This is a genomic window from Actinosynnema sp. CS-041913, assembly GCF_050942485.1.
In the GTDB taxonomy this organism is placed as follows: domain Bacteria; phylum Actinomycetota; class Actinomycetes; order Mycobacteriales; family Pseudonocardiaceae; genus Actinosynnema.
On the sequence record NZ_CP192037.1, the window covers coordinates 1248564 to 1271485 of the forward strand.

The 22922-nt window shown below is 71.1% G+C and carries 17 protein-coding genes; 12 read left to right on the forward strand and 5 right to left on the reverse strand.

Going from position 1 to position 22922, the window contains the following annotated elements:
- The first annotated feature begins 10 nt into the window (after positions 1-10).
- From ACQPZF_RS06165 to ACQPZF_RS06215, 11 genes are all read left to right on the forward strand, one after another.
- Complete coding sequence (locus ACQPZF_RS06165; protein WP_433269158.1) at positions 11-337, forward strand: muconolactone Delta-isomerase family protein; 327 nt, start codon at positions 11-13, stop codon at positions 335-337.
- Positions 334-1020 (forward strand): EthD family reductase, encoded by a 687-nt coding sequence (locus tag ACQPZF_RS06170; RefSeq protein WP_433269159.1) that lies wholly within the window; start codon positions 334-336, stop codon positions 1018-1020. Before ACQPZF_RS06165 ends, ACQPZF_RS06170 begins: the two co-directional genes overlap by 4 nt.
- Before the next feature lie 21 nt (positions 1021-1041).
- The gene (locus tag ACQPZF_RS06175; RefSeq protein ID WP_433269161.1) at positions 1042-1869 is read left to right on the forward strand and encodes a type 1 glutamine amidotransferase domain-containing protein; all 828 of its coding nucleotides are present in this window, start codon (positions 1042-1044) and stop codon (positions 1867-1869) included.
- Between the two features lie 2 nt (positions 1870-1871).
- A complete protein-coding gene (locus ACQPZF_RS06180; protein ID WP_433269163.1) occupies positions 1872-3497 on the forward strand; it encodes a thiamine pyrophosphate-binding protein in 1626 nt (541 codons plus the stop codon).
- 30 nt (positions 3498-3527) lie between these two features.
- Positions 3528-4007, forward strand: coding sequence for a YybH family protein (locus ACQPZF_RS06185; RefSeq protein ID WP_433269165.1), 480 nt, complete (start codon positions 3528-3530; stop codon positions 4005-4007).
- Positions 4008-4138: 131 nt separating this feature from the next.
- Complete coding sequence (locus ACQPZF_RS06190) at positions 4139-4738, forward strand: DJ-1/PfpI family protein (protein ID WP_433269166.1); 600 nt, start codon at positions 4139-4141, stop codon at positions 4736-4738.
- A gap of 73 nt (positions 4739-4811) precedes the next feature.
- Positions 4812-6524, forward strand: coding sequence for an AGE family epimerase/isomerase (locus ACQPZF_RS06195; RefSeq protein WP_433269167.1), 1713 nt, complete (start codon positions 4812-4814; stop codon positions 6522-6524).
- Positions 6521-8542, forward strand: coding sequence for a glycogen debranching protein (locus ACQPZF_RS06200; protein ID WP_433269169.1), 2022 nt, complete (start codon positions 6521-6523; stop codon positions 8540-8542). Before ACQPZF_RS06195 ends, ACQPZF_RS06200 begins: the two co-directional genes overlap by 4 nt.
- A complete protein-coding gene (locus tag ACQPZF_RS06205; protein WP_433269171.1) occupies positions 8539-8856 on the forward strand; it encodes an STAS domain-containing protein in 318 nt (105 codons plus the stop codon). The genes ACQPZF_RS06200 and ACQPZF_RS06205 overlap by 4 nt, the downstream gene beginning before the upstream one ends.
- Before the next feature lie 511 nt (positions 8857-9367).
- On the forward strand, positions 9368-10564 hold the full coding sequence (locus tag ACQPZF_RS06210) for an IS701 family transposase (protein ID WP_433269173.1): 1197 nt from the start codon (positions 9368-9370) through the stop codon (positions 10562-10564).
- 344 nt (positions 10565-10908) lie between these two features.
- The gene (locus tag ACQPZF_RS06215) at positions 10909-12045 is read left to right on the forward strand and encodes a hypothetical protein (RefSeq protein WP_433269175.1); all 1137 of its coding nucleotides are present in this window, start codon (positions 10909-10911) and stop codon (positions 12043-12045) included.
- A gap of 3 nt (positions 12046-12048) precedes the next feature.
- On the opposite strand, the gene ACQPZF_RS06220 is transcribed toward ACQPZF_RS06215, so the two are convergent.
- From ACQPZF_RS06220 to ACQPZF_RS06230, 3 genes are read right to left on the reverse strand one after another with little or no spacing between them, the layout of a single operon-like run.
- A complete protein-coding gene (locus ACQPZF_RS06220) occupies positions 12049-14082 on the reverse strand; it encodes an iron ABC transporter permease (protein WP_433269176.1) in 2034 nt (677 codons plus the stop codon).
- Position 14083: 1 nt separating this feature from the next.
- On the reverse strand, positions 14084-15049 hold the full coding sequence (locus tag ACQPZF_RS06225) for an ABC transporter substrate-binding protein (RefSeq protein WP_433269178.1): 966 nt from the start codon (positions 15047-15049) through the stop codon (positions 14084-14086).
- 17 nt (positions 15050-15066) lie between these two features.
- The gene (locus ACQPZF_RS06230) at positions 15067-15888 is read right to left on the reverse strand and encodes an ABC transporter ATP-binding protein (RefSeq protein WP_433269180.1); all 822 of its coding nucleotides are present in this window, start codon (positions 15886-15888) and stop codon (positions 15067-15069) included.
- Positions 15889-16117: 229 nt separating this feature from the next.
- On the opposite strand from ACQPZF_RS06230, the gene ACQPZF_RS06235 reads away from it, so the two are divergent.
- The gene (locus ACQPZF_RS06235) at positions 16118-18322 is read left to right on the forward strand and encodes a terpene synthase family protein (protein WP_433269182.1); all 2205 of its coding nucleotides are present in this window, start codon (positions 16118-16120) and stop codon (positions 18320-18322) included.
- 135 nt (positions 18323-18457) lie between these two features.
- Here ACQPZF_RS06235 and ACQPZF_RS06240 read toward each other — a convergent pair whose 3' ends face one another.
- Together ACQPZF_RS06240 and ACQPZF_RS06245 are read right to left on the reverse strand one after the other, a co-directional pair.
- Positions 18458-19621, reverse strand: coding sequence for a serine hydrolase domain-containing protein (locus tag ACQPZF_RS06240; protein WP_433269184.1), 1164 nt, complete (start codon positions 19619-19621; stop codon positions 18458-18460).
- Positions 19622-19731: 110 nt separating this feature from the next.
- Entirely contained in the window at positions 19732-22902 is a 3171-nt protein-coding gene (locus ACQPZF_RS06245; RefSeq protein WP_433269186.1) for a BTAD domain-containing putative transcriptional regulator, read from the reverse strand.
- Positions 22903-22922: the final 20 nt, after the last annotated feature.

Here is a 22922-nt window from a genome sequence, read left to right on the forward strand (position 1 = left end):
GGGACCGACCATGCTGTTCTACTGCCAGATGCGGTGGAACCACGAAGGCCGCATCAGCCTGGACGAGCTGTGGGAGATCGAGGAGGAGGAGACCCGGCACGCCGAGGAGACGCTGAACTCGGGCTACTGCATCGGGTTGTGGAAGGTGGCCGGCCAGAAGCGGGTCATCGCGGTGGTGGACGCCGAGTCCGCCGAGGAGCTGGACCGCTCGGTGTTCCGGCTGCCGATGCGCGAGTACCTGGAGTTCGAGGTCATCTGGCCGCTGCGGGACTACCTCGGGTTCGCCGAGGACGTGCAGAACCGCTACCGGCCGACCGAAGCCGAGGTAGCGCCGTGATCCACCAGTTGATCTTCGCCTACCCCCGGCCGGGGATGAGCGAGCGCGAGTTCCACCGCTACTGGGTGGAGGAGCACGCCGTCCGGTACGCCGCCAAGATCCCGCAGATCCGCCAGTACTGCGTGGACACCCGGGTCGAGCTGTCCTACGACGAGCCCGAGCCGCTGTGGAGCGGGGTCGCCGAGATCTGGCTGGCCAACGAGGAGGAGCAGCTCGCCTCCTTGCAGACGCCCGAATTCCTGGAGGGCGCACGGCTGGACGAGCCGCGCTGGGCCGCGTTCTGGCGCACCCTCGTGCTGGACACCGACGCGCACATCGTGCTGCCGGGCGACCGGGAGACGCCGGGCGTCAAGCTGTTCGTGCTCGTCAAGCGCGAGGAAGGCATGCCGCTCACCGAGTTCCGGCAGTACAGCCGGGACGCGCACGCCCCGCTGATGAGCAAGGTCCCCGGCCTGCGCCGGTACTACCAGAACCACACCAGGGACGGCGCCTACGGCATCGGCGAGGCGACCCTGGACTGCGCCTACCAGCTCTGGTTCGACGACGCCAACGCGCTGCGCAATGCCATGCGCAGCACCGAGTACCAGCGCGCGATGGCCGACCTGGCGACCTTCACCGAGCCCCGCTACGTGCACACCCTCGCGGTGCGCGAGAACTGGATCATCGGGCCGAACCAGGCCTGACAACCCTTGAGAGGAAACACCATGACCAAGCGCATGCTGGTCGTCCTGTCCGAGTACGGCTACTGGGGAGAGGAGCTGGTCGGCCCGATCGAGGCGTTCGACGCCGCGGGCTACCGCGTCACCTTCCTCACGCCCACCGGCAAGCGGCCCCAGGCCCTCCCGCCGAGCCTCGACTCCGAGTACCTCGACCCGCCCCTGGGCCGTTCGGTCACCACGCCGGACATGGCGCGCCGGGCCCGTGAGCTGGACGCGTCCCCCCGGCTGGACAACCCGCTGAGCCTGGCGGACCTCATCCCCGAGCGGCCGTACTACAGCTCGGTGAACCACCTGCGGGAGGTGGAGGAGTACCACCGCAGGCTGGACGGCGCGGTGTCCGACCTCGTCACCAGCTTCGACGCGCTGACCATCGTCGGCGGCTCCGGCCCGATCGTCGACCTGGCCAACAACGAGCGGCTGCACGAGCTGGTGCTGGGCTTCGTGAACGCCGACAAGGCGATCCTCGCCGAGTGCTACGGCGTCGCGGTGCTCGCGTTCGCCCGCGACCTGGAGAGCCGCGAGAGCATCATCCAGAACAAGCACGTCACCGGTCACCCCAAGGAGTACGACTACAAGGACGGCACCGGCTTCATCGGCGTCGAGTTCAACATGGGGCCGCCGCCGTACCCGCTGGAGTACATCCTCCGCGACGCCACCGGTCCGGTCGGCCGCTTCCACGGCAACGTCGGCAAGGAGACCTCGGTCATCGTCGACTACCCGTTCATCACGGCCCGGTCGACGCCGGACTCGATCCTCGCCGGCGAGCTGCTCGTGCAGGCGCTGGAAAACGGCCTCCGCCGGTACGGCTGGTAGCCATGACCAGCAGGCCAGGAAAGGTCGCCATCTTCGAGCAGTTCGCGGCCGACGGCATCGAGTACATGTTCGGCAACCCGGGCACCGTCGAGCAGGGCTTCCTGGACGCGGGCGGCGAGTTCGACATCGACTACCTGCTCTCGCTGCACGAGGGCGCGGCGGTGGGCATGGCCGACGGCTACGCCCGCGCCGCCCAGCGGCCCGCCCTGGTCCAGTTGCACAGCGGGGTCGGGTTGGGCAACGGCATCGGGATGCTCTACCAGGCCAAGCGCGGCGGCTCGCCGCTGGTGGTCGTGGTGGGCGAGGCGGGCGTCAAGTACGACGCCATGGACGGGCAGATGGCGGCCGACCTGGTCGCCATGGCCGAGCCGGTCACCAAGTTCGCCACCAGGGTGATCGACCCGTCGTCGGTGCTGCGGGTGCTGCGCCGGGCGGTGAAGATCGCCATGACGCCGCCGCGCGGCCCGGTGGTGGTCGTGCTGCCGGCGGACGTGCTGGACGAGCTGACCGCCGAGCCGGCCGTGCGCACCTCGATCCCCGCCACCCGGGTCCTGCCGGAGCCCTCGCTGGTGGCCGAGGCCGCCACCACGCTGCTCGCCGGCCCACGCCGGCTGGTGCTGATGGGCGACGGCGTCGCCACCAGCGGGGCCCAGCGGGAGCTGACGGCGGTCGCGGAGGCGCTGGGGGCCGAGGTGTGGGGCGTGAACTCGTCGGAGTTCAACTTCGACGCCACGCACCGGCTCTACGGCGGGCAGCTCGGCCACATGTTCGGCGCGGACAGCGCCCGCGTGGTGGGCGGGGCGGACTCGGTCCTGATCGTCGGGACCTACGTCTTCCCCGAGGTCTTCCCCTCGCTGGACAGCCCGTTCAAGCCCGACGCCCGGATCGTGCACGTCGACCTGGACAGCTACGAGATCGCCAAGAACTTCCCGGTCGACGTGGGCATCGTGGCCGATCCCAAGCTCACGCTCGCCGCGCTGGGCAAGGAGATCAACCGCCAGCGGCCCGGCCTCGCGCCGAGCACGCCGATCGAGACCTCACGCGCGCGCCCGGTGCACCCGGAGCCCGCGCTGGAGGACGACACGGTGCTGGACCGGTTCGTGCGGCGGCTCGCCGGCCGCGCGCCGGAGGACCTGGTGGTGTTCGACGAGGCGCTGACCGCGTCCGCGCCACTGGCGAAATACCTGCCGCCGCAACAGCCCGGCCGGTTCTTCCAGACCCGTGGCGGCTCACTGGGTGTCGGCATCCCCGGCGCGCTGGGCGTCAAGCTCGCCGCGCCGGAGCTGCCGGTGGTCGCGTTCACCGGCGACGGCGGCAGCATGTACACGATCCAAGCGCTGTGGACCGCGGCCCGGTACGACATCGGCGCGAAGTTCGTGATCTGCAACAACCGCCGGTACCACCTGCTCGACCTGAACCTTGAGCAGTACTGGCGGGAGCTGGGCATCGGGCCGCGCCCGCTGCCGGCCGCGTTCGACCTGTCCACACCGGACATCGGCTTCACCGGGATCGCCGCGGCACTGGGCGTTCCGGGTCGCCGGGTCGAGAAGCTCTACGAGGTGGACACCGCCGTGGAGGCGATGCTCTCGCACGACGGGCCCTACCTCATCGACCTCGTCATCGACTAGGTCACGACACGACAGGAGGTGCGGGAAGACATGGGGGACGTTGACCGGCCGATCACGGAGGCCGCGGTCCGGGGGCTGGTGCAGGACTGGTTCGCCGCGCTGGACCGGCACGACGACGTGGAGGCGCTACTGAACCTGTTGGCGCCGACGGGTCTCGTGCTGCACCTGCCGCAGGCCACCGTGCGCAGCCACGACGACTTCCGGTCCTGGTACCAGGGCATGGTCGCCACCTATTTCGACGAGGTGCACGAGGTGCTGGACCTCCGGGTCCAAGCCACGTCGCCGCTGCACGCCGAGGTGGCGCTGAAGGTGAACTGGCAGTCCCGGATGTGGGCCCCGCCGTCGGCCAACAGCGTGTGGGTCGGCGTGGACACCGCGGAGCACTGGTCGGTCGTGCTGCGGGACGGCCGGCCGAGGATCCGCACCTGCACCGTCGGGGGCTTGACCCCCATGCCGGGATCCGCCGCGCCGCGCGCGACCGAGTCCGCTCGCGAGAGCGCCGCGGCGTAGCGCGTCGATCCCCGCCACCGTCGGCGCGCGGGGCGCGAACGGTGGCCGTCCGCTCCGGGCCGGGAGCCCCGGGTTCCCGGCCCGGAGCGGGCTTTTCCGCAAGATCCGACGACGCGAGCAAAGGCAAGGACATGACCACTGAAGTGCAGGGCACCGGCAGGCTCGTGGGCCGGCGTATCGGGATCCTGATGGAGAGCGACTACGTCGAGGCCGAGATCGCCTACTACCGGATGCGGTTCGAGGAGGAGGGCGCCGAGGTCGAGCTGCTGACCCGGTTGTGGGGCAGCGAATCCCTCACGTTCACCGGGCACGAGCAGCGCGCGCCGATCGAGGTGTCGGGCGACCTGGAGAGGCTGGACTACGACGAGCTGTCGCGGTTCTCGGCGTTGATCGTGCCGTCCGGCATGGTCGCGGACCGCTTGCGGTACACCGACAACGTGCAGCGGCTCGCGCCCGCCGTGGAGGTGATGCGCCGGGCGTTCCGGCTGCCGAACCTGGTCAAGGCGTTCTCCTGCCACGGTCTGCTGCTGCTGTCGGCGGTGCCGGAGCTGATCCGGGACCGCGCGGTGACGTGCCACAACAACCTGGTCGGCGACGTGCGCAACATGGGCGCGGTGTACACCGACCGGGACGTGGTGGTGGACGGCGACCTCGTCACCTCCCGCACGGTCGAGCAGTGCAACCTCCTGGCGCGCACCGTGATCGAGCAGCTCGTCGCCCGGCAGCGCTGACATGCACCCGTTCTCCGACACCACGTTCGGCTATCTGCAGTCCTTTGAGGATGGACGTTTCCGGTTACGCACGGTGGACGGTCAGGTCGTCACGATCGACCTGACCGACACCACGTCCGCGCAGGTGGTGCGCAACCTCGGCGAGCCGTACCGGGACGTCACCGGTCGGCTCGCCGACTTCCTCCGCACGCCGGGGCGGCTGGTGTTCAACTACGGGCCGATCTACCCCGACGGCCGCCACCAGGCCACGCAGGTGACGTTCGTCGGCGAGGGGCCCGCCGAGCACGCGTTCGAGCGCCCCGGCTGGTGGACCGACCAGCTTCGCGAGCTGGCCCGCTTCTACCGCCGCGCCCAGTTCGGCGCGGGCGAGGTGGACTACGCCGACTACCGGACGCAGATCCGGCTGGGCGGCGACAAGAACGGGCGGCACGTCCAGGAGACCGACACCGTCTCGCGCCTGGTCTACGGCATGGCGACGGCGTTCATGCTGACCGGCGAGGAGGACTTCCTCACCGTCGCCGACCGGGGCTCGCAGTACCTGCGCGACCACATGCGCTTCGTCGACACCGACGAGGACGTCACCTACTGGTACCACGGCATCGACGTGGACGGTGGCCGCGAGCGCAAGCTGTTCACCTCCGAGTTCGATGACGACTACCGTGCCATCCCGGCCTACGAGCAGATCTACGCGCTGGCCGGCCTGGTGCAGAACTACCGCCTGACCGGCGACCCGGCGATCAAGGCCGACATCGACGGCACCATGCGGTTGTTCGAGAAGTTCTTCGCCGATCCGGCGCGGGGCGGGTACTTCTCGCACATCGACCCGGTGGAGCTGAGCCCGCACAGCCACGCGCTCGGCGCGAACCGGTCGCGGAAGAACTGGAACTCGGTCGGCGACCACGCGCCCGCGTACCTGTTCAACCTCTACCTCGCCACCGGCGACGAGCGGCACCTGCGCATGTTGGAGCACACCTTCGACATGATCGTGTCGCACTTCCCGGACCGCGCGACCCCGTTCGTGCAGGAGCGGTTCCACGCCGACTGGTCGCCGGACCGGTCGTGGGGCTGGCAGCAGGACCGGGCGGTGGTGGGGCACAACCTCAAGATCGCCTGGAACCTGACCCGGATGAACGCGGCCCTGCCCAAGTACGACTACCAGCGGCTGGCCGACCGACTCGCGCGCTCGATGCCCGACGTGGGCCGCGATCCGCGCCGGGGCGGCTGGTACGACCTGGTGCAGCGGCAGGCGCCGCACGACTTCGTCTGGCACGACCGCAAGGCGTGGTGGCAGCAGGAGCAGGCGATCCTGGCCTACCTGGTGCTGGCCGGGCACCGGGGAGGGCCGGACTTCCTGGCGCACGCCCGGGAGGCGGAGGCGTTCTACAACGCGTTCTTCCTGGACCACGACGAAGGCGGCGTGTACTTCAACGTGCTGGCCAACGGGATTCCCTACCTGGTCGGCACCGAGCGGCTCAAGGGCAGCCACTCGATGAGCATGTACCACTCGGCGGAGCTGTGCTACCTGGCGACCGTCTACAACGGACTGCTGGTCCACGGGGAGCCGCTGGACCTGTGGTTCCGGCCGCTGCCGGACGCGGACTTCCCGGACCGGGTGTTGCGGGTCGCGCCGGACGTGCTGCCGGCGGGCCGGGTGAAGCTGGACGGGGTGCTGGTGGACGGCGAGCCGTTCACCGACTTCGACGCCGGGGCGATGGCGATCCGGTTGCCCCGCAGCGCCGCACCGCTGACCGTGCGGGCCCGGCTGACCCCGGTGGAGCGGCCGTGACCCGCTGGCTGGACGGTTTCCGGGTCGGGCCGGGCCTGCCCGCGCTCGGCGCGACCGTGCGCGACGACGGGATCTCGTTCGCGGTGCGGTCCGGCAGCGCCGACCGGATGTGGTTGGCGCTGCTGGACCCCGAGCGCGGCGACGTGCTGACCGAGCTGCCGTTCCCGGACGAGTACCGGGTCGGCGACGTGTTCACCATGACCGTGCTCGGCCTGGACCCGGACCTGGTGCACTACGCGTTCCGCGTGGACGGCACCGACGACCTGCTGCTCGACCCCTACGCGAAAGCGCTGGCGGGCGGGGAGACCTGGGGCGCGCGACCGCGCTACCGGTCCCGCGTGCCGCGCGACTCGTTCGACTGGGGTGAGGACCGGCCGCCCGGCATCCCGGCCGAGGACCTGGTGGTGTACGAGCTGAACGTGCGCGGCTTCACGCGGCACCCGTCCTCGGGCGTCGCGGAACCGGGCACGGTGGCCGGGCTGCGGGAGAAGATCCCGTACCTGCGCGAGCTGGGCGTGAACTGCGTCGAGCTGCTGCCGGTGTTCGAGTTCGACGAGACCGACATCGCGGGCGGCCCGCCCCGGCTGAACACCTGGGGCTACCACACCGTGGGCTTCTTCGCCCCCAAGGCTTCCTACGGCTCGCCGCGCGAGTTCAAGGAGCTGGTGCGGGACCTGCACGCGGCCGGCATCGAGGTCGTCCTGGACGTGGTGTTCAACCACACCGGCGAGGGCGACCACCGGGGGCCGACGCAGTCCTTCCGCGGCTTGGACAACGGGACGTACTACCTGTTGACGCCGGACGGCGACTACTACAACTTCAGCGGCACCGGGAACACGGTGAACTGCAACCACCCCGTGGTGCGCGAGTTCATCCTGGACTGCCTGCGGCACTGGGTGGTCGAGTACCACGTCGACGGGTTCCGGTTCGACCTGGCGTCGATCCTGACCCGCGGCGAGGACGGCGCGCCGCTGGCGAACCCGCCGCTGCTGGAGGAGATGGCGCACGACCCGGTGCTGGCCGACCGCAAGCTGATCGCGGAGGCGTGGGACGCGGGCGGGCTGTACCAGGTGGGGTCGTTCCCGGACTACGGGCGCTGGCTGGAGTGGAACGGGCAGTACCGCGACGCGTTGCGCCGGTTCCTCGTCGCACGGCCGGGTTCGGCGGGTGAGCTGGCCACCAGGCTGGTCGGCTCGCCGGACCTGTACGCGGGCCGGGGGACCAGGGCGTCGGTGAACTTCGTGACCTGTCACGACGGGTTCACGCTCGCGGACCTGGTGTCCTACAACGAGAAGCACAACGAGGCCAACGGCGAGGGCAACCGGGACGGGCACGACGCCAACGAGAGCTGGAACTGCGGTTGGGAGGGGCCGACCGACTCGCCCGAGGTGCTCGCCCTGCGGGCGCGGCAGGTGCGCAACGCGCTGGCGCTGCTGCTGGTGAGCCACGGGGTGCCGATGCTGCTCGCGGGCGACGAGTTCGGGCGCACGCAGCAGGGCAACAACAACGCGTACTGCCAGGACAACGACCTCACGTGGGTGGACTGGGCGCTGGCCGGGAAGAACGCCGGGCTGGTGGCGTTCGTGCGGCGGCTCGTGGAGTTCCGGCGGCGGCACCCGGTGCTGCGGCGGGCCTCCCACCCCGGTGAGGACGGGGTGCGCTGGCACGGCGTCGAGCCGGGGATGCCGGACTGGTCGGCGGAGTCGCGGCTGCTGGCGGCGGAGCTGCGCGGCGAGGGCGACACGGTGTTCGTGGCCGCCAACACGGACCTCGCCCCGGTGGCCGTGCGGCTGCCCGACCCGCCCGAGGGCGCGCGCTGGCACGTGTTCGCCGACACCGCGCACCCTGCGGACGAGCCGGGCGCTGAGGGTGAGCCGGGCGCTGAGGGCGAGTCAGGTCCTGAGGGCGGGCTCGGCCCCGAGCGCGCGTCGGGCGGCGAGGGCGTGACGGGGCTGGTCCTGGCGGGCAAATCCGTCGTCGTGCTGGAGGCACGGACGAGTGAAGGAGGAGTGCGATGAGCTTCGAGGCGTACCTGGGGTTCACCGGGCGCACCGGGACGGTGTTCCTCACCGGCGAGCTGGACGCGGACACCGCGCCGGTGTTCCGCTCGCTGGTGGAGCAGGCGGCGCAGCGGCCACTGGACCGGCTGGTGCTTGATCTGACCGGATTGTCCACAATGTCGTCGGCGGGCGTTCGGGTTTTGGCGTTCGCGCAGCAGAAGCTGCCGCCGAGCGCGGTGATCATCGTCGTCGGCGCACGTCCGGAAGTCGTGGAGATCATCCGGTTGGCCGGGTTCGACCAGGCGGTCACCATCGCCGAGCGAGTTTCTTGATCGATTAGTCGGGCGCCGCCCGGAAATCGATCACAAAGGACCGGTGGCGTGCTGAAACGCCGGCCGGGCGGCGTCCCTGATCGCTCGTCGGCTATCGACCCGTTATCGGTCGGCCGGGGTATTACCGGGCAGGCATTTTCAACAGCCGTTGAACTTGCGTGATCAAGCAGGTTGCGATGAGTGGCCGGCCGGAGCGCGCGGGTGTCACCCGTATGTACCAACCTTTGGTCCGTCCGGCTAACGTCTCAACTGGTCACGCTGGGTGAACAAGGCGTCGGTCGAGCATAGTTCGCGAGGGGCTTCGCCGCTGTTGGCGTCGCCGTTAAAGCAGACACAAGGATAACTCGCAAACCCGGTCCACTACGAAGAGTGAGCACAGGTTTATGCATTCGTCGAAGCTCTTACCTGCGGACCTCACGAGATCGTCGCCACTTGGGCGAGTAGTGCTTGCCGAGCACGTTCCCCATATGGAGTATCGATTGTGTACGGTTAGTAGCACTTTCGGGGGTCGATGGTGGTCGAGGACAGTCTCCGCACTGCTCTTTCGCTTGCCAAGAATGATGAGGTGACACACTTCGCACAGGCCAAGTTTGGCTCATTACCGCGCTCTGACCAGCGCCGATGGGCTGAAGTCTACCTCAGGGGGCTGTTACTTGGACGTGGTCGGAAGTCTGTCCGGAGGATTGCCGAGGAGGTTCTGGAGTTACCTGTTTCGCAGTCGTTACAACAATTCATCAACCAGAGTCCGTGGGATTGGCGTGAAGTCCGGGCGCAAATCGCCGAAGAAGCCGAACGACTGCTCGCGCCGAGGGCCTGGGTGATCGCCGACACGATTATTCCGAAACGCGGCGACCATTCGGTGGGAGTAGAACGTAGATTTGTGCCGAGTGTCGGCCGGGCGATCAACTGCCAACTCGGCACCGGCCTTTTCCTCGCCGGTGACCTGGCGAGCATTCCAGTCGACTGGCGAATCCAGTTGACGCAACGGTGGACCGACGACGACCGCCGCCGCGACCGGGCTTACATCCCGACGTCGGTGCGGGCGCAGCCGGCGTGGCAGTACGCGCTGGACATGGTCGAGGAGGTCGCCGACTGGGGGATCGGCCGCGCGCCCGTCGTGGGCGACCTGCGGCACACGCCGGGCGCGGACCGGCTCATGGGCAGGCTGTCCGAACTGGGGTCGGACTTCGTGTTCGAGGTGTCGGACACACTGCCCGTGGCGCCCGGCCCGCACCTGGCGCCGGTGCGGGCCGGGCTCGGTCCGCACCGCGGGCCACACGTGGTGCGGGCACGGGACTGCCTGCGCGGCGCGGACGTCAAACACCGCCAGGTCGTCACCTGGACACCGGGTGCGGACGGCAAGCACCGCGCCACCCACGCCGTTTCCGTGCCGGTGCGGCTGCCCACGGGACCGGGCAGCCGAGGCGCGGCGACACTGCAACTGGTCGGCGCGACCTCCCGCGGCGGGCGGCCGAAGCTCTGGCTGACCAACCGGACCGACCTGCGGGCGGCGGAGGTCATCTCACTGGGGGCACTGGTCGAGCGGACCAACGCGGACCTGCAGGACCTGCGGGCCGACTTCGGGCTGCTCGACTTCGAAGGACGTTCGTACCGGGGCTGGCACCACCACATGACACTCGTGTCAGCGGCCTACACCTTCGCCAAGCTGACCGCGGTCCCCCGGCAACGGGAACGCCGGCCGTCCTGAGCCATCGGGTGCGCATGTCCCGACGACGTGACATGCGCACCCGGCGGCAAGCCCGCCGCGCCCGGCCGGTCCGACGGGCCACCATGGGCCGGTGATCACCTGCACACTCAAAACCGTTGGCGCGCAACGTTCGCCTACACGCAGCTCGTCGCTGGTGGATCTCGTCCGGCTCGGACACGGCGTCGACCCGGTGGCGCACCACCTGGCCCGGCTGCCCGAGCGCGGAGCCGTCGAGGGCTTGGTGGACCTGCGTCCGGCGTCCGGTGGGTGGTTCGCGGGTGGGCGACTGATCGGGTCGTGGTCTGTGCCATGCTCTTCCCCGCACTCTTGGGGGAGGAGCCACGGTGGAGGCGAACCACTTGAGGCCGCCACGGGCGGCGGACGCGGCGGAGTTCGTCGCGGCGATGCGGGAGCTGCGGGTGCGTTCGGGGTACAGCTTCCGGCAGTTGGAACGGCGTTCGGCGCGGGTGGGCGAGGTCCTGCCGTCCTCGACGCTGAGTTCGGCGCTGACCAGGTCGACGTTGCCGAGGGAGCAGATCGTCACGGCGCTGGTCCGGGCGTGCGGCGGCGACGAGGACACCGCGGCGGCCTGGGCCCTGGTCCGCGCCGACCTCGCGGCGGCGGCGGTCGAAGCTGCCGAGCCCGAGGCTGTGGAGCTTGAAGCTGCGGAGCCCGAAACTGCCGAGATCGACGCGGCCGAGCGTGAGACCCAGCAGCCGAACCCGCCCGAGTACGCCCCAACCGAACCGACCCGGCGCAGCAGCCACTACCGCTGGCTGGCGCTGGCGGCAGTCGCAGCGGCCATCGTCCTGGTGGCGGTCCTGCCCAACATCCCCAAAGCCGCCGACCAACCCGGCGCGGCCCCGACCAGCACGACGACCACCACCACCGACGCGACCACTGCCGAGACGACCACCACCGCCGAGGCCGCGACCTCCGCCGGAGCCGCCCCGGTGGTGCAGAACCCGAACCCGACCGCCCAGCCCGCACCCACGACCACCGCCCCACCCCAGCAGCAACCCCAGCCGCCGCCCGTCGGCGCGCCCGGCGACGGCATCCAGCGCATCCGCCTCGGCCACACCGGGCTCTGCGTGGGCGAAGGCCAGGAGAAGTTCACCTCAGCCCCCAGAACCGTGCTGGGCCAACACGACTGCGCCACCGCCTCCCCGCCCACCGGACTGGAACGCCTCCCCGACGGCGCCTTCCGCATCAAGCTCCACCACCCGGAGTTCGGGGTCGGCTGCGCGACCGTCGACTACGGCGGCACCGATCCCGGCGTCCTGCTGGCGGGCGACAACTGCGGCGACCGGCCCGAGCAGAAGTTCACGCTCGAACCGCTCGCCACCGGTTACCGGCTGCGGTCCGTGCCCGGCGCGGCCTACTGCATCGGCGTCTACCACGGCAGTCGCGAGGTGGGCGTCCAGTTGATCCAGGACCGGTGCGAAGACGGCCCGCACCAGGTCTTCGCGCTGGGCGGGTGACCTTCAGCGCGCTTCCCTGGTGCGCCACAGCACCAGCACGAAGTACGGCGTCCCGACCAGCGCGATGACCAGCCCGGCGGGCACCTGCGCGGGTGCGATCACGGTGCGGCCCAGTGTGTCCGCCGCGCTCACCAGCACCGCGCCGATGGCCGCCGCGACCGGGACGACGCGCGAGTGCCGACCGCCGACGAGCGACCGCGCCACGTGCGGCGCGACCAGTCCGACGAACGCCACCACGCCGATCGCCGACACGGCCGTGGCCGCCAGGATCCCGGCCGCCGCCAGGATCACCAGCCGGGACCGCTCGACGCGCATCCCCAGCACGCGCGGGGTGTCGTCGTCGAGGCTGTGCAGGTCCAGTTCCCGGTGCCACGCCCACAGCAGCGGCGTCAGCAGCGCCAGCGCCAGCCCGACCGGCAGCACCTGCTCCAGCGTCCGCCCGTAGGTCGAGCCGGACAGCCAGGTCAACGCCTTCGCGGTGTTCCACGGGTCCGACGTCACGATCAGCAGGGTGATCAGCGCCATCCCGCCGGACCACATCGCGATGCCGATGATCACCAACCGGTCCGGTTCCAGGCCCGAGCGCCACGCCAGGCCGTAGACCAGACCGAACGCCGCCATCGCGCCGAGACCCGCCGCGCCGGCGATGTGCCACGCCCCGGCCAGCGGCACGATCGTGATCAGCGTGATCGCACCCACCCCCGCTCCGGCGGTGATGCCGAGCAAACCGGGCTCCGCCAACGGGTTCCGGCTCACCGACTGGATGCCGCAGCCCGACACGGCCAGCGCCGCGCCCGCCGCCAGCGCGGCCAGCACGCGCGGGAGTCGTTGGTCCAGCACGAAGGTCAGCGCCGTGCCGGTCTGCCCGGTGAACCAGTTCGCGAGGTCCCCCAGCAGCACCAGGCGATCGCCGAGCAGCAGCCCGACCACGGGCGCGGCGACCAGCAGCGCACCCAGCGCCACGCCGACCGCCACCAGCCTGCCCCGCGACCCGGCCACGCCGACCCGCCCGGCCGGCGCCTGCCGCCCCGCCCGCCCCGACGAACGGCCCCGCCGCGCCAGCCAGATCAGCACGGCCGCGCCCAGGATCGTCGTGGTGACGCCGGTCGGCACGCGCAGCGCCTCGGCCGAGCCCATGACCGCCCGCAGCAGCACGTCCGCGCCGAGCACCAGCAGCACACCCACCAGCCCGGACACCGGCAGCAGCACCCGGTGCTTGCCGAGCCCCGGAGCCAGCGGGATGAGCAGCCGCGTGATCACCGGCGCGCACAGGCCCACGAACCCGACCGGCCCGGCGACCGTCACGCCCGCCGCCGTCAGCGCCACGGTCAGCAGCACCGCGCCGATCCTGGTCCGCCGCACGCGCAACCCGAGCACGGTCGCGCTGTCGTCGCCCAGCGCGAGGATGTCCAGCGACCGCCCCATCGCGATCAGCGCCACCACCGCGACCACCACGACGGGCGTCATCTGCGTGGTGGCGTCCAGGTCGCTGACGGTCAACGAGCCGCTGCCCCACCCGAACAGCCCGGTCGTCTCCTGCTCGTACATCAGCAGCAGCAGGATGGTCAGCGACTGCAGCGTCAGCGCGACCGCCGAACCGACCAGCACCAGCCGGGGACTGGCCGAACCACCGCCGGAGAGCCCCAGCACCACCGCGGTCGCGCCGAGCCCGCCGACGAACGCGGTGGCCCCGGCGGGCAGCGTCGGCAGGCTCACGCCGAACGCCGCGATCGCCACGACGGCGAGGTGCGCGCCGGCGTTGACCGCGAGCGTGTCCGGCGACGCCAACGGGTTGCGCGCCACCGACTGCATGCCCGCGCCCGCCACGCCGAGCGCGACCCCGAGCAGCAGCGCGGTCAGCAGGCGGGGCACGCGGGAGCCGGCCAGCACGGCGAGCGTCTCCGCGTCGCCTTGTCCGACAACGGCTTTGAGCACGTCGAGCACACCGGTCGCGGACGTGCCCTGGGTGAGGTGGACGGCGGAGAGCGCGGCGATGAGCACCACGATCCCCGCCGTCACGGCGGTGGTCCGGAACACGTCAGGCGGTGACGGCCTTGGCGAGCTGGTCGGCGACGTGGCCGACCGTCCGGGGGCCGCCGAACGTCCAGGTGCCGGGCGCGAGCTTGGTGATCTTCTTCGAGGTCACGAACGGCAGCCGCTGCCACACCGGGTTCTGCGCGAGACCGGTGGTGAACACGTCGTCCTCGGACGCGCTGTAGAACAGCACGGTCTTCGGGTCGGTCAGCGTGGTCAGCCCCTCGACGTCGGTCTGCCCCAGGCCCCACAGCGGGTCGACCTGGCCGGTCCACGCGTTCTTCAGACCGACCTGCTCGGCGATGTCGGACACCAGCGAGCCCTTGCCGAACGGCCGGATGTTGACCGTGCTGCCCTCCAGCCAGCCGTCGACCATCAGGAACGGCGTGCCGGCCGCGCCCTTGGCGTCCACGGCCTTCCTGCCCTCGGCGAGCTTGGCGTCCATGTCGGACAGCAGCTTGTCGCCCTCGGCGGACTTGCCGACCGCCTTGGCGATCAGCTTGGTGTCCTCGCGGAGCCGGTCGAGGTTGCGCGTGGCGTCACTGGCCTGGGTCACGACGACCGGGACGTACTTCTCCAGTTGCGACACGAGCGTCGTGTCCCGCCCGGACGCCATGATGATCACGTCGGGGCTGAGCGCGACGATGGCGTCCACGCTGGGCTCGTTCCGCTTGCCGACGTCCTTGACCGAATCGTCAAGCGGCGCAACGGAATCCCACGTCTTGTAGCCGGCGGCGTCGGCGACGCCGACCGGCATGACGCCGAGCGCCGCGAGGGTCTCGGTCTCGGCCCACTCCAACGTGACGACCCGCTGGGCGGCGGCCTTCAGCTCGACCGCCTTGCCCCGCGCGTCGGTCACCGTCACCGGGCCGCCCGCCGCGGCGGTCTCGCTCGGCGAGGAGGTGCTTTCCGTTGTGCCGCAAGCGGACAGCAGGATCGCGGCAGCCGCGACCAGGGTGGGGATGCGCATGGTTCTCCGTTGTTCCTTCAGACGGGGCGAGGCGTGTGCCTGCCGAGGGGGCGGCAGTGGATCGCGCCGGTGACCGGGTCGTTGGCGACGTGCACCGTGATGCCGTAGGCCTGGGTGAGGTGCCCGGTGGTGAGCACGTCGCCGACGGCGCCGCTGGCGACCACGCGGCCTTCGCTCAGCAGCGCGACCCGGTCGGCGATGATCGCGGCGTGGTCGAGGTCGTGCAGCACCACGCCGACGGCGACCTGGTGGTCGTCGGCCAGGTCGCGGACGACGTCGAGGATCTCGACCTGGTAGCGCAGGTCGAGGTGGTTGGTCGGCTCGTCCAGCAGCAGCACCGAGGTCTGCTGGGCCAGGCAGGACGCCAGCCAGACCCGCTGGAGCTCGCCGCCGGACAGCTCGTCGACGCCGCGCTCGGCCATCGCGCCGACGCCCGTCAACGCCATGGCGCGGTCGATGGCGGCGGCCCCGTCGACGTCCGCGCCCCGCCACCCGGACCGGTAGGGGTACCGGCCGTAGGCGACCACGTCGCGCACCGAGACGCCGGACGGCGTCGGCCGCTGCTGGGTGAGCAGGGTGACGTTGCGGGCGAACTCCTTGCCGGACAGCGCGGACCCGTGCCACACCTGCCGGTCGCCGAGGTGGACGTCGCCGCCCTTGGGCTTGTGCAGCCGCGCCAGCGACCGGAGCACCGTCGACTTGCCGGAGCCGTTGGGCCCGACCAGCGCGGTGACCGTGCCTTGGCGCAGTTCGAGCGACACGCCGTGCACGACGGTCCGGTCGTGGTGCGCGAGCACCAACCCTCGGCCGGCCAGCAAAGCGCCCTCGCCCGTAGACATGTAGGGGAGCCTAACCTAACGAACCGCTTAACCCATCCGGGCGTGATCCACTGCACTCAACGGCGGAGTCGATCAGTCACACACCGTGTGAATACCCGCAGCGGCGCACGTTGGGCCACTGGAGGGAAGCGACTGCCCGAACGTGTGGAACCGGGGCTGGAGGGCTTGGCCGATGCCTCCCGCGACTGGTTGCGTGCACCGGTAACCACTGAGAGGAAGGTGCCGGCCGATGCAGCCGTTCCAGTTGCCGGAGTTCTACCTGCCCTACCCGGCGCGGCTGAACCCCAACCTGGAGCGGGCCCGCACGCACAGCCGCGCGTGGGCGCACCGGATGGACTTCATCGACGTCCCGCAGCACGGCACGGTGATCTGGACGGACGCCGACCTCACCGCGCACGACTACGCGCTGTTGTGCGCGTACACCCACCCGGATGCCACGGCGGACGATCTCGACCTGGTCACCGACTGGTACGTGTGGGTCTTCTACTTCGACGACCACTTCGTGGAGCTGTACAAGCGCAACCCGGACGACATCCAGGGCGCCAAGTCCTACCTGGACCGGCTGCCGCTGTTCATGCCGGTCGACGGGGTGATCACCGAGGAACCCGCGAACCCGGTCGAGAAGGGCCTCAAGGACCTGTGGGAGCGCACGGTCCCGGCGCACTCCCCGGACTGGCGCGCGCGGTTCGCCGACAACACCAAGCACCTGCTGGACGAGTCCATGTGGGAGCTGCTGAACATCTCCGAAGGGCGCCTCGCCAACCCGATCGAGTACATCGAGATGCGCCGCAAGGTGGGCGGCGCGCCGTGGAGCGCGAACCTGGTGGAGCACGTCACCGGCCTGGAGGTGCCCGCGCGGATCGCGTCGACCCGCCCGCTGGCCGTGCTGCGCGACACGTTCGCCGACGCCGTGCACCTGCGCAACGACCTGTTCTCCTACGAACGCGAGGTGTTGGACGAGGGCGAGCTGAGCAACGGCGTGCTGGTGCTGGAGAAGTTCCTCGACCTCTCCACGCAGGAGGCCGCCGAGGCGGTGAACGACCTGCTCACGTCCCGCCTGCACCAGTTCGAGCACACCGCGCTCACCGAGGTCCCGGCGCTGCTGGACGAGAACGGTGTCGACCCGGCCGGGCGGCTCGCCGTCATGGCGTACGTGAAGGGCCTCCAGGACTGGCAGTCCGGCGGCCACGAGTGGCACCTGCGGTCCAGCCGCTACATGAACAAGGGCGCGCTGGACGCGAACCCGGTGCTGGGCGGCCCGACCGGGCTCGGCACGCAAGCCGTGACGTCGCTGCTCAACACCGCTCCGCAGCGCCTGCGGGGCTTCACCCACGTCCCGTTCGCCACGGTCCCGCCGCTGCCGAAGCCCGCGCTGGACATGCCGTTCCCGCTGTCGGTGAGCCCGCACGTCGGGGACGCCCAGGCGGCGAGCGTGGCGTGGGCCAGGGAGATGGGCATCCTCGACGAAGGCGTGTGGACCGAGGAGAAGGCCTGGGACTACGACCTCGCGCTGTGCTCGGGTGGCATCGACCCGGACGCCACGCCCGAGGAGCTGGAGGTCTCGACGCTCTGGCTGACCTGGGGCACCTACGGTGACGACTACTACCCGCGGGTGTTCGCCAGGTCGGGTGACATGCCGGCGGCGAAGCTGACCACCGCGCGCCTGAAGGACCTGATGCCCGTCGAGGGCCCCGCGCCGATCAGCCCGGTGAGCCCGCTGGAACGCGGCCTGGCGGACATCTGGGCGCGTACCACCGCCGACATGCCGCGCGCGAACCGCGAGCAGTTCCGCGCCGCGGTGGACGCGATGCTGGATAGCTGGCTGTGGGAGCTGAAGAACCAGCACGAGCACCGCGTGCCGGACCCCGTCGACTACATCGAGGTGCGCCGCCAGACGTTCGGCTCCGACCTGACCATGAGCATGGCCCGCCTCGGGCACGGTGAGCTGGTGCCGCCGGAGATCTACCGGACCCGTGCGATCCGCAACATCGAGAACTCCGCGATCGACTACGCGACCCTGTTGAACGACCTCTACTCGTACCGGAAGGAAATCCAGTACGAGGGCGAGCTGCACAACATGGTGCTGGTGGCGCAGAACTTCCTCGACGTGGACGTCGAGCGGGCGTACGCGATCGTGGTGGACCTGGCGAACCAGCGGCTGCGGCAGTTCCGGCACTCGGTGGCGCAGGAGCTGCCCGCGCTGTTCGCGGAGTTCGCCCTGGACCAGGACGCGCGGGACGCGCTCACCCGGTACGCGGTGGAGTTGCAGGACTGGCTGGCGGGCATCCTGAACTGGCACGAAAAGGTGCGGCGGTACGACCAGGAGAGCCTGGACCGGCACTTCGGCGGCCGGGAAACGCTTACCCCGCGAGCGTTCCGCGGGCCGACCGGGCTCGGCACCGGTTCCACGCGGATCTTGGTGAACAAGGGGTAGCGAAAACCTCAACGAGCATTTCTCCTGTCCGAACAGGGGATCGGGTGTCGGCCGGGGAGTGCGTGGAGCCGGCCGGCGAGCTGGGTCTGGTGGCGCTCGCCGACCGTGCCCGACGCCTGTTCCCGGCCTGGCCCGTCAGAGGTCAAGCTGGAAGCCCGACGCCCCGAACTCGGCCTCGATGATCTTGTCGAGGACCGGGAGGGACACCCAGTCGTTGTTGGTGTGGACGGCCAGCGTGTGCTTGCCGTCGGCAGTGCCCATGACCAAGGTGCACGTTCCCGGACCCTGACCGGTTCCGCCGCGCAGCTTCAGGCCGTTGGACAGGGTCAGCTCGTACAGCCCCAGGCCGTAGCGGGTGTTCGCCAGCCAGTGCGCGCCCTCGGTGGAGACCGTGGTCCACATCCGGCGGTGCTGGTCGGCCGGCAGCAGGCTGCCGGTGATCATCGCGTTGACGAACACGATCAGCTCGTCCAGCGGCGCCACGACGTTGGCCGCTCCCCAGCCCCATGACGAATTGGACTCGGTGGTGTCCATGGGCGGGAGGCTCGGGTCCTCCATCATGGAGGGCCAGTTGTCCGCGGTGAGGTCTTCGGGACGCACGCCTTCCTTGAGGTACACCTTCGAGTAGGCCCGGGGGTGACGGCCCCGGTAGCCGGTCTCCTGGCGGGGACGCGCGAACGTGTGCGTCAGCCCCAGCGGTCGCACGATGGTCCGGTCGACCTCGGACTCGAAGCTGTTGCCGGTGACCTTCTCCACGATCGCCGCGGCGAACGCGAAACCGCCGTTGGAGTACAGGAACGCCTCTCCCGGCTGGTAGACCGGCGGTTGCGACAGGGCGATCTTCAGCACGTCTTCGGGCTGGTACACGTCGAAGCGGTGCTCGGCGAACGCGGAGCGGATGTTGATCCGGCGCTGCAACTCCAGCGCCATGCCGGTGGCGAACAGGCCGCTGGTGTTGGACAGCAGGTGCCGGATGGTGACCCTGGCGCCGTCGTAGCCGTTCTCGGCCATCGCGCCCGGCAGCCAGTCGTCCACCGTGTCCTCGATGCTCAACCGGCCCTCGGCCTCCAGCCGCAGCACGGTCGCGGCGGTGAACGCCTTGGAGATGCTGCCGGAGTGCAACTGCTCACCCGGCACCCGCCGGGCGCCGGTGACGGTGTCGGCCAGTCCGGCGGAGCCGAACCAGGTCCCGTCGTCGTCCTGGACCTGGACGACGACGCTGGGAGCGCCCATGTCGCCCACCGCCGAATCCATGGCTTCGCGCACCTTCTGGCGCCCTGGGCTCTCGACAACTGCCATGTCGGTTCCTCTCGAATCGGAACCGCCCGGACGCAATAGCCGGACAGTCACCCGTTGTCTCGTTCGACCCAACGGTGCTCGTCCGCGATGACATCCGTCTTATATGGCGCTTACAGAGACGGGATCGGCGTGTAAGGCCGGGTCGCACAGGAGTCCAAGCGGGCGATCGCGTCGGGCCGGGCCAGCCGCGCGCCCGCGCGGTACGCCGCTTCGTAGTCGTGCCGGCCGAGCTGTCGGGTGAGTTCGGCGGCCAGCTCCCGCAGCTCCGGGTCGCCGTTGTCGAAGACGCCGCGAATGGCCTCGCTCATACCGAGCGCGTTCGCCGCGCCGGACAGGTCGGCTTCGAGGAACAGCAGCCGGGCCAGTTGCTGCGCGGCCGAGGCGGGGTCGCCGGCGGCCTGGGCCGCCGTGATCGCGGCGGGCAGCAACTCGCGGGCTCGCGTGGCGTCCCCGGTCGCCAGCCGGAGCGCCATCCGGGCCGGCGCCAGCGAGTCCTCCAGGTTCGGGAACCGCAACCGGCGGACCAGCTCCGCCAGCCGATCCAGGGCCCGCTCCGCCCGTACCGGATCGCCGGCGCGGCGGTGCATCTCGGTGCGACCCCTCAGCACCTCGACCTCCTCCGCGTACCGCCGCCCGCGCGCCCGCGCCAGCCGCTCGGCGGCGTCGATGTCGCGCCGGGCGCCGTCCAGGTCGCCGGCACGCATCCGCACAGTGGCCAGTCCCACCAGGTACGAGACCTCGTCCTGCGAGCCGGACCCGGCGGTCAGCGCGATGCTGCGCTCCAGGCCGGTGATCGCCGCGTCGTGATCGCCCCGGACGGAATGGACCTCGGCCAGGATGGCCAGTGACGCGGCCGTCCACAGTCGATCGCCGGTGTCGGCCAGCTCACGGGCGGCCCGCGCGGGTGCGGTGGTGATGGCCGCCCAGTCTCCGCGATCCCTGGCGACGACGCCCTCCAGCAGCGCCATGCAGGCGCGGGCCCAGCCGTCCGGGCGGCTCCGCACCCGGTGGATCTCGGCTTCGACCAGCTCGTCCAGACCCAGTTGGTGTGCGATGGGCAGCGTCACCATCAGCAGCAGCGGGTACCGCTCCAAGGCCCCGGTGTCCGAGCAGTCGGCGATCAGGGCGCGCACCCGTTCGGTGTCGGTGGTCGGAGCGCTGTTGCCGATCAGAGCGTCGATCGCGGCGAATCCGGCACGGGCGTCGCCGGGGAGCGCGTCGCCGAACGCGAGCGCTTCGGCGGTGAACGACTCCGCACGGGCGTCGTAGCGCACCACGTACCAGTACCAGTGCAGCAGGCCGAGCAGCCGCACCGCCGCCGCCGGGTCGCGGCCGTCGAGCGCCGACCGCAGCGCGAACACCAGGTTGTCGTATTCGGCCGCGAGCAGCATCAGCGACGACGGCTGCTCGTGGGATCGCACCAGCGGCTCGTGCTCGGCGGCCAGCGCGGCGTAGTAGTCCGTGAACCGGCCGCGGACCGTCTCCCGCTCGCCGGCCCGCGACAGCTCGTCGGCCGCGAAGGCGCGAATGCTCTCCAGCATCCGATAGCCGTCCCCGCTCTGCTCCACAAGGGATTTGTCCACGAGTGAGCCGAGCACGTAGACGACATCGCCGGGCGCCAACAGTCGTCCGTCCGCGCAGACCGCCTCGATCGCGTCGACCACGGTGGTGGCGGGGAAGATCGCCAGCCGCCGGGCCAGCACCCGTTCCCGGTCGGTCAGCAGCTCCCAGCTCCACTCCACCACCGCGCGCAGGGTGCGCTGCCGGGGCTGCGCCGCGCGGTTGCCGGTGGACAGCAGCCGGAACCGGTCGTCCAGCCGCCGGGCGATCTGGCCGATGCTCATCGAGCGCAATCGCGCCGCGGCCAGTTCCAGGGCGAGCGGCAGGCCGTCCAAGCGGCGCACCACGTCCACCACATCGTCCACAGTGGACTCATCGAGCGGGAAACCGGGCCGGACGGCGACCGCGCGATTCAGGAACAGCCGAACCGCGGCCGACTCGGCGACGCCGGCGGGGTCCGCGCCCTCGGGCGGGACGTCGAGCGGGCCGAGACGGGCCAACGCCTCACCCATGACCTCCAGCGATTCCCGGCTGGTGGCCAGGATGGTCAGCCGTGGCCGCGCCTCCAGCAGCCGCTGGGCGGTCCGCGCCACCTCGGCGACGAGATGCTCGCAATTGTCCAGGACGAGCACGGCGTCGCCCCCGCCGAGCAGCTCGGCCACGCGGTCCAGCGGCTCGGCGGCGCCGCCCGCGTGCTGACCGGCGCCCGCGCTGAGCGCCCCGAGGATCGCGCCGACCACCCCTTGCGGGCGCTCGACCCCGGCCAGCGGGACGAGCCACAGCCGACCGCCGCGATACGCCCGGTGCCGGGACGCCGCCTCCACGGCCAGCCGAGTCTTCCCCACTCCGCCGGGACCGACCACGGTAACCAGCCGGGAACTCTCCATCAGCTCGGCCAGCAGGCCCAGCTCGTCGGCACGGCCGACGAACGACGTCAACCGCGCCGGCAGCCGACCCGGCGCGGCACCGGCCCGGACCACCGGCCGATCCAACTCACCGCGCAGCACCGCCAGGTGGGTCTGCCGCAGATCGGCGGACGGATCAACCCCCAACTCGTCGGCGAGCCTGCTCCTGATGTCCTCGTAGACAGCGAGCGCGTCCGACTGGCGGCCTGCCGCATGAAGAGCCCGCATCCGCAACGCGGCCAGGCGTTCCCGCAGAGGGTTGTCCGCGTACGCCGCCTCCAGGTCGGGCAGCACCTCGGCGTGCCGCCCCAGGCGCAGTTCCGCGTCGAAGCGACCCTCGCGGGCCGCTGCCCGCAGCTCCTCCAGCCGCACACCGGCCGGCCCGGCGTACGGAGCCGCGAGCACGTCCGCGAACGCGGCCCCGCGCCACAGCGTGAGCGCGCCCCCGAGCGTCGCCGCCGCCCGTTCGGGCTCACCCGCCGCCAGCTCACGCCTGCCCCGCGCGGCCAGCACCTCGAACCGGTGCGCGTCCACGCTGTCGGCCGGCAGCGCGAGCCGGTAGCCCACGGCCGGCGACTCCACCACCCCCGCGTCCGGCAGCGCCCGCCGCAGTCGGTGCACCAGCGCGTGCAACGTGTTCGCGGTGCCGGCCGGTTCCGCTCCCCAGATGTCCTCGATGAGCGCGTCGGACGACACCGCCTTGCCCGCGGACAGCGCGAGCCGGCCCAGCAGCATGCGCAGCCTCGTGCCGGAGAGCTGGACCGGTTCGCCGTCGTCGCCGAGGACCCGCACCGGGCCCAGCACTTCCACGCGCATGTTTCAGCCCAGCCCTGTCG